Annotated in this window: 15 protein-coding genes and 1 pseudogene; 6 read left to right on the top strand and 10 right to left on the bottom strand. The window is 74.5% G+C overall.

Annotation, left to right across the window (positions count from 1 at the left end; genetic code table 11):
* Positions 1-133: 133 nt before the first annotated feature.
* Both AB0I41_RS32965 and AB0I41_RS32960 read right to left on the bottom strand, forming a co-directional pair.
* Positions 134-790: a DedA family protein gene (locus tag AB0I41_RS32965; protein WP_357114862.1), complete on the bottom strand. Its 657-nt coding sequence runs from the start codon at positions 788-790 to the stop codon at positions 134-136.
* A 118-nt stretch (positions 791-908) separates the two neighbouring features.
* Positions 909-1,267: pseudogene (locus AB0I41_RS32960) on the bottom strand (VOC family protein).
* Positions 1,268-1,427: 160 nt separating this feature from the next.
* Here AB0I41_RS32960 and AB0I41_RS32955 point away from each other — a divergent pair.
* Complete coding sequence (locus AB0I41_RS32955; protein WP_357114860.1) at positions 1,428-4,280, top strand: aconitate hydratase; 2,853 nt, start codon at positions 1,428-1,430, stop codon at positions 4,278-4,280.
* Between the two features lie 104 nt (positions 4,281-4,384).
* Here AB0I41_RS32955 and AB0I41_RS32950 read toward each other — a convergent pair whose 3' ends face one another.
* From AB0I41_RS32950 to AB0I41_RS32930, 5 genes are all read right to left on the bottom strand, one after another.
* Positions 4,385-4,987, bottom strand: a complete 603-nt coding sequence (locus AB0I41_RS32950; protein WP_357114858.1) for an ATP/GTP-binding protein — start codon at positions 4,985-4,987, stop codon at positions 4,385-4,387.
* The gene (locus AB0I41_RS32945; protein WP_357114855.1) at positions 4,968-5,348 is read right to left on the bottom strand and encodes a DUF742 domain-containing protein; all 381 of its coding nucleotides are present in this window, start codon (positions 5,346-5,348) and stop codon (positions 4,968-4,970) included. The genes AB0I41_RS32950 and AB0I41_RS32945 overlap by 20 nt, the downstream gene beginning before the upstream one ends.
* Before the next feature lie 5 nt (positions 5,349-5,353).
* Positions 5,354-5,776, bottom strand: coding sequence for a roadblock/LC7 domain-containing protein (locus AB0I41_RS32940; RefSeq protein ID WP_088961283.1), 423 nt, complete (start codon positions 5,774-5,776; stop codon positions 5,354-5,356).
* 83 nt (positions 5,777-5,859) lie between these two features.
* On the bottom strand, positions 5,860-6,468 hold the full coding sequence (locus AB0I41_RS32935; RefSeq protein WP_357114853.1) for a nitrate- and nitrite sensing domain-containing protein: 609 nt from the start codon (positions 6,466-6,468) through the stop codon (positions 5,860-5,862).
* A 289-nt stretch (positions 6,469-6,757) separates the two neighbouring features.
* On the bottom strand, positions 6,758-7,678 hold the full coding sequence (locus tag AB0I41_RS32930; RefSeq protein WP_357114851.1) for a GNAT family N-acetyltransferase: 921 nt from the start codon (positions 7,676-7,678) through the stop codon (positions 6,758-6,760).
* An 84-nt stretch (positions 7,679-7,762) separates the two neighbouring features.
* On the opposite strand from AB0I41_RS32930, the gene AB0I41_RS32925 reads away from it, so the two are divergent.
* Complete coding sequence (locus AB0I41_RS32925; protein WP_357114849.1) at positions 7,763-8,011, top strand: DUF2630 family protein; 249 nt, start codon at positions 7,763-7,765, stop codon at positions 8,009-8,011.
* A gap of 78 nt (positions 8,012-8,089) precedes the next feature.
* On the opposite strand, the gene AB0I41_RS32920 is transcribed toward AB0I41_RS32925, so the two are convergent.
* The 3 genes from AB0I41_RS32920 to AB0I41_RS32910 all read right to left on the bottom strand — a co-directional run bounded on the left by AB0I41_RS32920 (position 8,090) and on the right by AB0I41_RS32910 (position 10,785).
* The gene (locus AB0I41_RS32920; RefSeq protein WP_357114847.1) at positions 8,090-9,025 is read right to left on the bottom strand and encodes an RIO1 family regulatory kinase/ATPase; all 936 of its coding nucleotides are present in this window, start codon (positions 9,023-9,025) and stop codon (positions 8,090-8,092) included.
* Positions 9,026-9,210: 185 nt separating this feature from the next.
* Complete coding sequence (locus tag AB0I41_RS32915; RefSeq protein ID WP_357114845.1) at positions 9,211-9,855, bottom strand: HAD-IA family hydrolase; 645 nt, start codon at positions 9,853-9,855, stop codon at positions 9,211-9,213.
* A 57-nt stretch (positions 9,856-9,912) separates the two neighbouring features.
* Positions 9,913-10,785: a carbon-nitrogen hydrolase family protein gene (locus AB0I41_RS32910; RefSeq protein ID WP_357114843.1), complete on the bottom strand. Its 873-nt coding sequence runs from the start codon at positions 10,783-10,785 to the stop codon at positions 9,913-9,915.
* A 101-nt stretch (positions 10,786-10,886) separates the two neighbouring features.
* Here AB0I41_RS32910 and AB0I41_RS32905 point away from each other — a divergent pair, with 101 nt between their 5' ends.
* The 4 genes from AB0I41_RS32905 to AB0I41_RS32890 form a co-directional block, all read left to right on the top strand.
* Positions 10,887-11,459 carry a helix-turn-helix domain-containing protein gene (locus AB0I41_RS32905; protein ID WP_357114841.1) on the top strand — a complete coding sequence of 191 codons (573 nt, stop codon included), beginning with the start codon at positions 10,887-10,889 and terminating at the stop codon, positions 11,457-11,459.
* A 103-nt stretch (positions 11,460-11,562) separates the two neighbouring features.
* The gene (locus AB0I41_RS32900) at positions 11,563-12,456 is read left to right on the top strand and encodes a TIGR04222 domain-containing membrane protein (protein ID WP_357114839.1); all 894 of its coding nucleotides are present in this window, start codon (positions 11,563-11,565) and stop codon (positions 12,454-12,456) included.
* Positions 12,453-13,271 carry a DUF692 domain-containing protein gene (locus AB0I41_RS32895; RefSeq protein ID WP_357114837.1) on the top strand — a complete coding sequence of 273 codons (819 nt, stop codon included), beginning with the start codon at positions 12,453-12,455 and terminating at the stop codon, positions 13,269-13,271. Before AB0I41_RS32900 ends, AB0I41_RS32895 begins: the two co-directional genes overlap by 4 nt.
* 95 nt (positions 13,272-13,366) lie before the next feature.
* Positions 13,367-13,806, top strand: a 440-nt coding sequence (locus AB0I41_RS32890; RefSeq protein WP_357114864.1) for a hypothetical protein, incomplete at its 3' end; no start/stop codon positions are given.

Below are 13,806 nucleotides of genomic sequence, written 5' to 3'. Positions count from 1 at the left end.
ACCTCGCCGACTGGATCGCCACCCGCGGCTACTCCGCCACCAGCTGACACCAGACACACACGAAAGGGCCGACCCCCAACCGGGGGTCGGCCCTTCGTCATGCCCGCGTCCCTCGCCGTCCCCGGCGACGGGGTCAGTGGTCGCCGCCGGCCCCGACCGGCTCCGCCGCCCCCGTCGCGGGCTCCTGCTCCAGGTGCCGGGCCCGACGGCGCAGCCACCAGGTGCTGCCCAGCCCGGCGAGCACCGCGAGGACCAGGCCGACCCAGGAGATGTCCTTGAGCCAGTGCTCGGCGGCCCGGCCGACGGTGTAGAGCAGGTACGTGGTGCCGAAGGCCCAGACCAGGCCGCCGGCCGCGTTGGCCAGCAGGAACCGCCGGTACGGCACGTGCAGCGCGCCCGCGAGGGGCCCGGCCAGGATCCGCAGCAGTGCCACGAACCGGCCGAAGAAGACCGCCCAGACGCCGTGCCGGGCGAAGCTCTGCTCGGCCCGGGCGAGCTGCGTGGGGCCGAGGTGTCGGGGGAAGCGCCGGCCCAGCCGGGCCAGCAGCGGACGCCCGCCGCGCCGGCCGACGGCGTACCCGATCGAGTCGCCGAGGATGGCGCCGAACGCCGCGGCGCAGGCCACCCACTCCGGCTCCACCACCCCGGCGGCAGCCAGCAGCGCGGAGCTGACCAGCACGATCTCGCCGGGGAGCGGGACGCCCATGCTCTCGACGCCGATCACCCCGGCGACGATCAGGTAGACCGTCACCGGGGGCAGCGCGGAGAGCCAGTGCTGTACGTCGACCACCGCCACCCCTTCCGATCCGACCTCGAACCCTACCCTCGGCGCACCGTCCGGGTGGAGTGCTCCGGCCGTCCCGCTCACCCGGCCCGAGCGGGACGGCCGACAGGGACCAGTCGTGCGGTCAGTCGGCGATCGGGGCGACGAACTCCAGGCGGTTGCCGTGCGGGTCCTCGGTGTGGAACCGCCGCATGCCGGGCAGCTCGTCGTCACCCCAGGTGACCGGGTGTCCGGCGGCGGTCAGCCGGGCGGCGAGGTCGTCCAGGTCGGGGCGGAGCAGCGCCGGGTGCGCCTTGCGGGCGGGGCGGAACCGTCCTCGAAGCCGAGATGCAGCTCCGCGCCGTACCCGGTGAACCAGCAACCGCCGCGGGCGGCGAGGGCCGGCGGTTTGGGCTTCTCCGCCAGGCCGAGCAGGCCGGCGTAGAAGGTCCGGGAGGCCTCCTCCGAGCCGCGGGGACAGGCGAGCAGGACATGGTGGATCATGGTGGCACCTCCTCGTCCCGAACCCTGGCACGAGGTTGCGTCAATAGCAAGACGGACGTACGGTTTTGTTGACGACGAGAATCGGCGGTAAGTGCCACCTAACCTGGGCGGCGCTCCGGCCGGTGCGACAGACTGCTCAGGACTACTCACGGTCGCTGGTGTGAAGGAGTACGACGTGGCGAGCCTCGACACCTTCGGTGCGAAGACCCAGCTACGCGTCGGAGACGCGAGCTACGAGATTTTCAGGATTGACAAGGTGGAGGGCCACGACCGGCTGCCCTACAGCTTGAAGATCCTGCTGGAGAACCTGCTGCGGACCGAGGACGGCGCGAACATCACCGCCGACCACATCCGCCAGCTCGGCGGGTGGGACCCCACCGCCGACCCGAGCGTGGAGATCCAGTTCACCCCGGCGCGGGTCCTCATGCAGGACTTCACCGGCGTGCCCTGCGTCGTGGACCTGGCCACCATGCGGGAGGCCGTCCGCGACCTCGGCGGCGACGCCACCAAGGTCAACCCGCTCACCCCGGCCGAGCTGGTCATCGACCACTCCGTCATCGCCGACCTGTTCGGCCGCGAGGACGCCTTCGCGCGCAACGTCGAGCTGGAGTACGAGCGCAACAAGGAGCGCTACCAGTTCCTGCGCTGGGGCCAGACCGCGTTCAACGAGTTCAAGGTCGTCCCGCCGGGCACCGGCATCGTGCACCAGGTCAACATCGAGTACCTGGCCCGCACGGTGATGGAGCGCAACGGCCAGGCGTACCCGGACACCGTGGTCGGCACCGACTCGCACACCACCATGGTCAACGGCCTGGGCGTGCTCGGCTGGGGCGTCGGCGGCATCGAGGCCGAGGCCGCGATGCTCGGCCAGCCGGTCAGCATGCTGATCCCGCGGGTCGTCGGCTTCAAGCTCTCTGGCGAGATGCCGGCCGGCACCACCGCCACCGACCTGGTGCTCACCATCACCGAGATGCTGCGCAAGCACGGCGTGGTCGGCAAGTTCGTCGAGTTCTACGGCCCCGGCGTCAGCGCCGTGCCGCTGGCCAACCGGGCCACCATCGGCAACATGTCCCCGGAGTACGGCTCCACCGTGGCGATCTTCCCGATCGACGCCGAGACCGTCCGCTACCTGGAGCTGACCGGCCGGGACGCCGCGCAGGTCGCGCTGGTCGAGGCGTACGCCAAGGAGCAGGGCCTCTGGCACGACCCGAACCACGAGCCGGAGTACTCCGAGCGCCTGGAGCTCGACCTGGGCACCATCGAGCCGTCCCTGGCCGGCCCGAAGCGCCCGCAGGACCGGGTGCCGCTGGGCGCCGCCAAGACGCTGTTCCGCTCCGCGCTGACCGACTACGTCGCCGACGACTCCGCCGGTGAGCGCGAGCTCAAGCCGGGCGTGGCCCGCGAGCAGCTACCCCGGGGCGCCAGCGGCCCGGCCGACGAGGCCAGCGCCGAGTCCTTCCCGGCCAGCGACCCGCCCGCCAACGATTTCAGCGACCCGGCCGACGAGCCGCGCGACCTGGAGACCGCCGCCGTGGGCTCCGGCGGCCGGGCCAGCAACCCGATCCGGGTCACCGGCGCCGACGGCGTCGAGTACGAGCTGGACCACGGCGCCGTGGTGATCGCCGCGATCACCTCCTGCACCAACACCTCCAACCCGCAGGTGATGATCGGCGCGGCGCTGCTCGCCCGCAACGCGGTCGACAAGGGCCTGACCCGCAAGCCGTGGGTCAAGACCACCCTGGCGCCCGGCTCGAAGGTCGTCATGGACTACTACGACCGCGCCGGCCTCACGCCCTACCTGGACAAGCTCGGCTTCAACCTGGTCGGCTACGGCTGCACCACCTGCATCGGCAACTCCGGCCCGCTGCCGGAGGAGGTCTCCGCCGCGGTCAACGAGAACGACCTCGCCGTCGTCTCGGTGCTCTCCGGCAACCGCAACTTCGAGGGCCGGATCAACCCGGACGTCAAGATGAACTACCTGGCGTCCCCGCCGCTGGTGGTCGCGTACGCGCTCGCCGGCACGATGGACATCGACCTGGCCAACGAGCCGCTCGGCGAGGACAGCCAGGGCAACCCGGTCTTCCTGCGTGACATCTGGCCGAACAGCGCCGAGATCCAGGACGTCATCGCCCAGGCGATCGGCGCCACCGGGTTCAGCGCCGCGTACGCCGACGTCTTCGCCGGCGACGAGCGCTGGCAGTCGCTGCCCACCCCGACGGGTGACACCTTCGCCTGGGCGGGCGAGTCCACCTACGTCCGCAAGCCCCCGTACTTCGAGGGCATGCGGCGCCTGCCGGCGCCTGTTTCCGACATCGGCCCAGCTCGGGTGCTGGCCAAGCTGGGCGACTCGGTGACCACCGACCACATCTCCCCGGCCGGCTCGATCAAGGCCGACTCGCCGGCCGGCAAGTACCTCGCCGAGCACGGCGTGCCGCGCCACGAGTTCAACTCGTACGGCTCGCGCCGGGGCAACCACGAGGTGATGATCCGGGGCACCTTCGCCAACATCCGGCTGCGCAACCAGCTGGTCCCGGGTGTGGAGGGCGGCTTCACGGTCAACCACCTGACCGGCGAGCAGACCTCGATCTACGACGCCTCCATGGCGTACCAGGAGGCGGGCGTCCCGCTGGTCATCCTGGCCGGCAAGGAGTACGGCTCCGGCTCGTCGCGCGACTGGGCGGCCAAGGGCACCATGCTGCTCGGCGTCAAGGCGGTCATCGCCGAGTCGTACGAGCGGATCCACCGCTCCAACCTCATCGGCATGGGCGTGCTGCCGCTGCAGTTCCCGGTCGACACCACCGCGGAGTCGCTCGGCCTCACCGGCACGGAGACCTTCTCCATCACCGGCGTGACCGCGCTGAACGACGGCGACACCCCGCGCACGGTGCAGGTCACCACCGACACCGGCGTGGAGTTCGACGCCGTGGTCCGGATCGACACCCCCGGTGAGGCGGACTACTACCGGCACGGCGGCATCCTGCAGTACGTGCTGCGCCGCATGATCGCCAGCTGACGTACCACCGACGGAGGGCCCCTTCCCGCGTTCGCGGGGAGGGGCCCTCCGTGTCGTTCCGGTCGTCGGGTGCCGGCCGGCCCGGCCGGCACCCGGCGGGGCGGTCAGTCCACCCGGCGGCGGGCCTCCCGGGTCTTCATGGCGTGCTCCAGGAGCGTGACCAGCACGTCCCGGCTGGACTCCCGCTGCCGGGCGTCGCAGAGCAGCACCGGCACGCCCGGGTCCAGGTTGAGCGCCGCCTGCACCTCGTCCAACCGGTAGCGCCGGGCGTCCTCGAAGCAGTTCACCGCCACCACGAACGGCGTGCCCCGCTCCTCGAAGTAGTCGATCGAGGGGAAGCAGTCCGCCAGCCGGCGGGTGTCGGCCAGCACCACCGCGCCGATCGCGCCGAGGGCCAGCTCGTCCCAGACGAACCAGAACCGGTCCTGGCCGGGGGTGCCGAAGAGGTAGAGCACCAGGTCGTCGCTGATCGTGATCCGGCCGAAGTCCATCGCCACCGTGGTGGTGGTCTTGGCCTCCACGCCGGACAGGTCATCGACCCCGATGCCCGTCTCGGTCAGCACCTCCTCGGTGCGCAGCGGTTTCGTCTCGCTCACCGCGCCGACCATCGTGGTCTTGCCCGCGCCGAAACCACCGGCGATCAGAATCTTGATCGCGGTGGGCAGCGGCGGGGCTCCCGCCGGCCGCTCAGAGTGCCCGTAGTCCATTGATCACCGCCTCGAAGACGCTTTCATCAGGTAAGCCGGTGCCGCGCGGCGGCCGCACCACCACCAGATCGCGGGACACCAGGTCGCCCAGGAGGACCCGGACGGTCCCCACCGGCAGGTCCAGGTGGGCGGCGACCTCGGCCACGGACTGGATCCGCTGGCAGAGCGCGACGATCGCCAGGTGCTCCGGGCCCAGCCCGGCCTCCGGGCCGACGTCCGCACGGGTCGCCGTCACCAGGGAGATCAGGTCGAACGTGCCGGTGACCGGGCGGGCCCGGCCGCGGGTGACCGCGTACGGCCGGACCACCGGGCCGGCGTGGTCGTCCACCCACCTGTCCTCAGAACCGCCGCCGACCGTCATGGCCGCTACTTCCCGCCGGCCGGCTGGTCGAGCCCCCGGGTCGGCGACGCGACGAACTTGCCCACCCGGGTCACCAGCATCGCCATCTCGTACGCGATGAGCCCGACGTCGGCGTCCTCGGCGGCGAGCACCGCCAGGCAGGCGTTGCGCCCGGCCGCCGTGACGAACAGGAACGACGACTGCATCTCGATGATGGTCTGCTGGACCTGCCCACCGCCGAACCGCTTGCCCGCGCCCCGGGCCAGGCTCTGGATCCCGGCCGCCATCGCCGCGAGGTGCTCGCCGTCGTCCCGGCTCAGTCCCCGCGACGAGGCCATCAGCAGGCCGTCGGAGGAGAGCGCCACGGCGTGTTCGGCCTGCTTCACCCGGCCGACCAGATCGTCCAGCAGCCACGTCAGGTCGGCACTCGAAGCCGTCTTCTGCCCCACTCGTCGTCCTCTTCTCCCCCGGCTGGTATCGCCGTACGTCCCGTTGTCGTGCCCTGTCGCGCGGTTGCCTCAGCATGCCGCCGTCAGGTCGCCTGACCGTCCCCGTTCTCCGGCCCGTTGCCGGCCCGGGCCCCGGTGGCGGCGCCTCCCACCAGGCGGGCGGCGTCGGTCACCGGGCCGGCCGGCGTCGGATCGGTGGCCGCGTCCGGGCCGGCCGCGGCGGTGCGCGCGGCGACCGCCGTCGGGACCGCCCCGGTGTACGCGTCGGCGGCGCCAGCCCGGTCGACGGCGCGGGCGGCCACGGCGTCCCGTACCGGGCCCAGCGCGTCCAGCCGGGTGACCGCCTCGTCGATCCGCGGCACCAGCTCGTCGCCGGAGGCGAGCCCGGCCCGCCCGTTACGGGCCCCGGCAAAGCCGGCGGCCCGCTCCTCGCTGCGCCGGCGCTGTTCCCGAAGCTGCTGCGCCTGCTCCTGGCGGGGGCGGCCGAGGTGGGCCACCGGCATCCGGCGTGCCTGCCGGAGTTCGGTGCGCAGTGACTCACTCGGCTCGGCGACCTGCGCGTCGAGCGTCTGCACGCCGAGCGCGGTGAGGCCGTCGCGCGGGGTCACCCAGGCCGCGAAAGCCCAGAGCGCGGCCAGCGAGACCAGCGGGGCCACGGCCTTGGTGCGCAGACTCGCACTGCGGGAACCCATCACACCCGCCCCTCGCCGGTCCTGATTCACGTTTCGGATTGGCCGAAAACGCGAAGCCGGCCCCGGCGCACGCTAGCAGTGTCCGCACCTTCCCTCAAGCAGAGCAGACCAGGGGGCGTGCGGGGCGTGGGCGGGTCCGCACAACCGGTCGCCGGCCGACGTCCGGGCAGCCAGCACGGCGGACCGGACGATCAGTTCCGGGTGGTAGAGGTCCCTGTGGTGTCACAGTGGAGGGTGATCACGGTCACTGTCCATCGCCGACGGTCGTCGGGCCGGTGGCGCCCGGACCTCAGTCCGACAGGTCGCGCAGGTAGCGCCACTCGGCGGCGACCGCTCGGTAACCCAATCCGCGGTTCAGCGTGAGCATGGCGACGTTGCCGGCGTCGTTGCTGGTGTACGCGTACCGAAGCCCGGCCGCCCGGGCCCGGCTCAGCGACCGCTGCTTGACCGCGCGGGCCAGCCCCCGGCCCCGGTGCCCGCGCCGGGTGCCGGTCATCCCCGAGCGGTAACGGTCCCGCCGGTCGGTCATCGCGAAGCCGAACGCGAGCACCTGCCCGTCCCGCACCGCCACCGTGGTCAGCTCCCGGTCCAGGTCGGGGCGCTCCCAGTAGGCGGCCAGCCAGTCGGCGTAGCTGATCTCGTCCATCGTCACCTCGCCCGGCTCGTCCCGGGAGGCGTCGAGGTCCGCCGTGTAGAGCGGATGGGGGTCGGGCAGCTCGGCGGCGGCGAGCAGCCGCACCCCCGCCGGCAGCGCCGGGGACGCGGGCAGCACCGCCTCGGCCAGGTCCAGCACCAGGAACTCCGCCCGCCGCCCCCGCCGGTAGCCGCGCCGCTGGGCGAAACCGGTGCTGGCCGGGTCGTCGGCGACCTTCGCGTACGCGGCCACCGCCCCCAGCCCGGTGAGCCGGCGCTGCGCGGCGTCCAGCAGGGCACTGCCGGCGCCCCCGCCGCGCCGCTCCGGGTGCACCGTGAGGTTGACGAAGCCCAGCCCCGGCTCGGCGCTCTCGTGCAGCAGCCCGGTCAGCGCGGCGCCGACCACCCCGTCGGCGTTCCCGGCGACCAGCACGCCGAACCGCTCGGCCGCCGGCGCGCCGGTGAGGTGCCAGCCCAGCCACTCCTCGGTGATCATCTGATACGGCGCGGCGGCGGCCAGCACCTCGGCGACCGCCGGGACGTCGGCGGGCCGCAGGGGGCGTACGACAGGGGTCATGGTGGGGCAACCTACCGTGACCCGACGTCGTCCGGGGGGTGCGAATCCGGGCGCGCCGGGGCACCCTGTGCCAGGCTCAGGGGCATGGACGACACCACCATCCTGAACCGGATCTCGGAGCTCGTCGACGAGGAGCACCGGTTGCGCTCCGCGGCGCAGGCCAACGAGTCCGGCACCGACGACGCGGCGCGCGACCGGCTACGCGCACTGGAAGAGTCCCTGGACCAGTGCTGGGACCTGCTGCGTCGCCGCCGGGCGGCCCGGCAGGCGCACGGCGACCCGGAAGCCCAGGGCGCGCGGCCGGTGCCCGAGGTCGAGCGCTACCTCCAGTAGGCCGGCACGCCGGCGACGGCCGGCACGCGAGGCGGGTACGCCCCGGACGGTCACCGGACCGTCCGGGGCGTACCCCGATCAGCGGATGCCCGCCTCGCGCAGCAGCAGACCGGTCAGCTCGGCCGGATCCGCCTCGGCCGTTGGCAGCCCCCGCGCGGCGAACCAGGCGCCGACCACCTTCACGTCCCGGGCCAGGAACTCCGACCCCTGCGGGTTGGCCACCACGTCGACCACCTGCGGCAGGTCGATCATGACGAGGCGCCCCCGGTGCACCAGCAGGTTGTACGGGGACAGGTCGCCGTGGGCGTACCCGGCGCGGGCCAGCACGACCAGGGCGTCCACCAGCTGCTCCCAGAGCCCGCGCAGCTCGCCCGGCTCGGGACGCAACTGGGCCAGCCGGGGCGCCGCCGCGCCCTCGTCGGGGTCGCCGACGAACTCCAGCATCAGCTCGGTGCCGATCAGCTGGACCGGGTAGGGCACGGCGATCCGCCCGGAGGCGGCGCCGATCTCCCAGAGCCGGCTGAGGGCGGCGAACTCGGCCGCCGCCCACTGCCCGGCGATCATCTGCCGGCCGAAGGCGGTACGCCCGGCCATCGCCCGGTTCTCCCGGGACCGGCGGACCCGGCGCCCCTCCAGGTAGCCGGCGTCCCGGTGGAAGAGCCGGTGCTGGGCGTCCCGGTACCGCTTGACCGCCAGCAGGCAGGACCGGTCGGTGTCCGGCAGCGCGCGGCGGACGAGGTGGACGTCCGCCTCCTTGCCGGTCTTGAGCACACCGAGCTCGGTGTCCCGGGCGGCCAGCTCGGTGACCAGCCACTCGGGGTGCGGTTCGGGGCCGTGGACGGCCTCGTCCCAGGAGGACCAGCGGTCCTCGGGCTCGGGCTCGGGCTCGTCGTCGGGCTCGACGAGGGCCGGCTCGACGTGCCGGCCGTGCTTCAGGAAGTGTGGTTCGTCGTCGTCGAAGCGGCTCTTGCCGCGGCCACGGCGCTGCGGCGCCGGGAGGTCGTGTTCGCGCACGGAAGTGGTGATCCCTTGATCGAGGCTGATGGAGGCAGGTGGAACGACCCTGCAAAGACGGCCATGACCGACCTCCTTCTCCTCGACCGGGCTCGACCCGGCTGCGCACCCGCGCGGCCCCATGCTCACCGACGCCCGATCCGGCGGCAACCGAATTACCGGACCCCGCCCGGGCCGCCCGGGCCTCAGGCGGCGAGCACCGTGGCGACGGCCGCGATCAGCGAGTCGACCGTGCGGGTCGGGGCGAACCGGTTGTCCGGCCAGGTACGCCCCCGGTGCAGCCAGACGCTGGGCAGGCCGACAGCGGCAGCACCGCCGATGTCCGCCTCCGGGCTGTCCCCCACCACCCACGCCCCGCGCAGCGGCATCCGGGCCCGCTGGGCGGCCAGCGCGAAGATCCTCGGGTTGGGCTTGCTGACTCCGGCCTCCTCGGAGATCACCCAGTCGGCGATGTACCGGTCCAGCCCGGTCCGCCGGATCTTGGCGTCCTGCTGGCGGACCGAGCCGTTGGTGACCACGACCGGCACCCAACCGGCGTCGTCGGCGATCCGCAGCGCGCAGGCGACCAGCGGGTCGAGCCGGGTGTTCGCCACCACCCCGTCGTGCAGCTCCTCGACCAGGTCGATGGCGGGGATGCGCAGCGCGTACCGGTCGCGGATGGCGTCGGCGACGTCCCACCGGTCGGTGAGCCCGTCGGCGTCGATGGAGAGCAGCCAGTCGATGTCGGTGTGGGGCGCGCCGATGCCGTCCAGGAAACGCCGACCCCAGGCGCGGAACGGACCCGCCCGGTCGAGCAGGGTGTTGTCCAGGTCGAGCAGGAGCAGCGGCACGCGGGCACCTTACGGGAGAGAGGGGCGCCGTCGACAGGGCTGGGCGGCCGGCGTCCGTCAGGCCGGCAGCGTCGTTCGGGGGAGTCCCGGGTCGGCGGGCCGGTCGGCGAGCATGGAGTGGGCCGAGCGGGTGGCCGCCAGCGAGGCCGGGTCCAGGGTGGCGACCAGCACGGCCTCGCCGTCGTCGGCGCCGCGTACCAGCGGTCGCCCCTCCGGGTCGTAGACCGCCGCGCCACCGTTGAACCGCCACGGGTCGGCGCCTCCGACGGCGTTGGCGAAGACGACGTACATGGTGTTGTCCAGGGCCCGGGCGGCGTAGTAGAGGTCGCGCCGGTGCGCCGACCCGGCGAGGTAGCCGCTCGGGCAGAGGTAGCCGTGCGCGCCGTCCGCCGCGGCGGCCCGGGCGTGCTCCGGGAAGCACCCGTCGTAGCAGATGCCGAGGCCGAGCCGCCAGCCGTCGACCAGCAGCGTGGCGCCCTGCCGGCCGGCGTCGAACAGGTCCCGCTCGCCGCCCCAGAGCTGCTGCTTGTCGTACCCGGCCCGGATCGTGCCGGTCGGGTCCGCGACCAGGGCGGAGATGGTCCGGCGGCCGTCCGGGTGGCGGACCGCCGCGCCGACCACCACGGTGATCCGGCCGTCGCGGGCGGTGGCCCGCAGCGGGTCGAGCCGGGGGTCGTCGACCGCGCCGTCGCCGGTCGCGGCGACGTCGGTGCCGGCCGGGTCGGCGGCCAGCGTGGGCGGGTGGTACGCCGGCAGGAACAGCTCCGGCAGGACGGCGACCCGAGCGCCGTGTCCGGCGGCCCGGGCGGCCAGGCCGGCGGCGGCCACCGCGTTGCCGGGCACGTCGCCGGGGACCGGGTCGGCCTGCACGGCCGCGACGGTCAGCGGGGCGGAGGGAAGGGGGGCGGAGGCGACCGGGGGCGTCGTCACCCGACAATCCTAACCGGATCACCGAGCCGACCCGCCCCACGCAGGATCCCAAGCCGTACGTACGGTTTGCGTAACGGAGGGTCAGCTGGAACGATCGACCCGTGCCCAGAGTAAGCCAGGACCAGCTCGACGCGCGCCGGCAGGAGATCCTCGCCGCGGCGCGGGCCTGTTTCGCCCGGCACGGCTACGAGGGAGCCACCGTGCGCCGGCTGGAGGAGGCCACCCGGCTGTCCCGGGGCGCCATCTTCCACCACTTCCGCGACAAGGACTCGCTCTTCCTCGCGGTGGCCGAGGACGACGCGGCGGCCATGGTGGAGACCGTGGCCCGCAACGGCCTCGTCCAGGTCATGCGGGACCTGCTCGCCCGGGCGGTCTCGCCCGACACCACCGGCTGGCTGGGCAGCCAGCTGGAGGTCTCCCGCCGGCTGCGCACCGACCCGGCCTTCGCCCGCCGCTGGGCCGAGCGCTCCGCCGCCATCGCCGAGGCCACCCGGGACCGACTGGGACGCCAGCGGGAGGCCGGGGTGCTCCGCGAGGACGTCCCGATCGACGTGCTGGCCCAGTTCCTGGAGCTGGCGTACGACGGTCTGGTGCTGCACCTGGCGATGGGACGGCCGGCCGGCGACCTGGGCCCGGTGCTGGACCTGGTCGAGGAGGCCGTGCGCCGGCGCTGACCGCCGGACGTCTCGGCTTGGTAACCCGGCGTCCTCGACGCTCGGCACGTGGCGGCGCTGCTCCACAATGAGGCCGCGTTCCCCTCGCACGACAGGAGCAGTCATGACCGCCGACACCTGGGGCATTCCCGGCCCGACGTTCCTCCGGTTCTACCTGCTGGCGGCCCTGGTGGTCGTCGTCGGCTCGATCGTGTACCGGTCCCGGGCCCTCGCCGGGCAGCCGGTCGTCGGGGCCGGCCAGCTCGGCCCGCAGCAGGTGGCGTACCTCAACGGCGGCGACCAGCTCGCGGTCTGGACGGCGCTGGGCGGCCTGCGCGGCAGCGGCGCCGTCGGGGTACGTCCCGACCGGCGGCTCACCACCGGCAGCCCCCTGCCCAGCCGCGTCACCCCGCTCGACCAGGCGGTCCACCACGCCGCCCGGCGCAACCTGCACTCCCGCGAGCTGGCCCGCGACGAGTGGGTGGCGCGCGCCCTCACCGAACTGCGCGAGGGCCTGGAGCGCCAGGGACTGGCACTGCCCCCCATCCGGCGCGCCGCCGCCCGGCGCGGCGCGTGGGTGCTGCTCGCGCTGATGGCGTTCGGCGCCGCCCGGATCGCCGCCGGGCTGGCCAACGGCCGGCCGGTCGGGTTCCTGCTGCTCGCCTGCCTCGCCCTGATCCTCCCGCTGGTGCTGCTCGCCCGGGTGCCGTTCCGGACCCGGGCGGCCGACACCGCGCTGCGCGAGCTGCGCCGGCGCAACATCCACCTCTCCCCCGCCGCCGCGCCCGCGTACGCCACCTACGGCGCGGCCGGGGCGGCCATGGGCGTCGCCCTCTTCGGCACCGCCTCGCTCTGGACCCTGGACCCGGGCTTCGCCGAGCAGGCGGAGATCCAGCGGCAGGCGCTGAACAGCGGCGGCGGCAGCGGGTCCGGCAGCTCCGGCAGTTCCTGCAGTGGCGGCAGTTCCTGTGGCGGCGGGGGCGGCGGCTGTGGCGGCGGCGGTGGGTGCGGCGGATGACCGGCCCGAACGGAGTCGGCATCGGCTGGCGGCCGGAGATCGCCGGGTTCGTCGCCGAGCTGCCCGGGCTGCGCTTCGTCGAGGTGGTGGCCGAGACGGTCCCGCCGACCGGCCCGCTCCCGCCGGGGCTGGCCGAGCTGCTCGGGCGCGGCGTCACCGTCGTACCGCACGGGGTGCGGCTCTCCCTCGGCGGCGCGGAACCGGTCGACCCGGCCCGGGTGGCCCACCTGGCCCGGGTCGCCGAACTGGTCGACGCGCCGCTGGTCAGCGAGCACATCGCGTTCGTCCGGGCCGGCGGCCTGGAGGCCGGCCACCTGCTGCCGCTGCCGCGCACCAAAGAGGCGGTGGCGGCGGTAGTGGCCAACGTCCGGCGGGCGCAGGAAGAGTTGCCGGCGCCGCTCGCGCTGGAGCCGATCGCCGCGCTCTTCGACTGGCCCGACGACGAGCTGGACGAGGCGGACTTCCTCACCGAGATCCTGGACGCCACCGGGGCGACGCTGCTGCTCGACGTCGCCAACGTGCACGCCAACGCCCGTAACCGGGGCGGCGACCCGCTCGCGCTGCTCGACCGGCTGCCGCTGGACCGGGTCTCCTACGTCCACGTCGCCGGGGGCGCCGAGCGGGGCGGCCTCTACCACGACACGCACACCGACCCGGTGCCGCCGGAGGTGCTCGACCTGGTCGGCGCGCTCTGCGCCCGGCGCCGGCCACCGGCGCTGCTGCTGGAACGCGACGGGCACTACCCGCCCGCGCCGGCCCTGCGGGCGGAGCTGGACGCGCTCGCCGCCGCCTCCGGGTTCCCGGTGGTCACGTGACCGGCCGCGCCGTCCCCGGGCCCCGCACCCCCGCCGGCCGTCAGGGGGCGGCCGGCAACCTCGCCGCCGGTCGGGGCGGGACACCGGGCGGCGACCTGGCCGCCCGGCAGGCGGAGCTGGTCGCGGCACTGGTCGCCGGTGCGCCGACCCCGGCCGGCTTCGCGCCCGCGCCGGTGCAGGCCGCCCGGGTCGCGCTGCTCGGCAAGCGGTCCGGCGAGGTGGCCCGGCACTGGCCGCTGCTCGCCGCCGCCCTCGGCGGCACCTGGTGGGACACCTTCCGCGAGTGGGCGGCCGACCGTCCCACCAACGGCTCGCTGCGCGACGGCTGGGACCTGGCCCGCGCCCTGCGCGAGCGGGGCACGCTGCCCCCGCTCGGCGCGGAGGAGCTGGTCGCGCGCGAGGCGGGCAGCCGCTACGACGGCCACCACCCGCCGCGGCCACGCCGGCTGCCGGCCGTCGCCCGGGGCGGGGGGGCCGTGGGGGTCGACGGGGCGGGGCGGGTGGGGCGGGTGGGGCCCGCCGGGGGGGGTCGCCC

Origin of the sequence: Micromonospora sp. NPDC050200, assembly GCF_040656135.1 — a bacterium.
Lineage (GTDB): Bacteria > Actinomycetota > Actinomycetes > Mycobacteriales > Micromonosporaceae > Micromonospora.
Note: the sequence above shows the minus strand (reverse complement) of the source record. Positions and strands in the feature narration are given on the sequence as shown.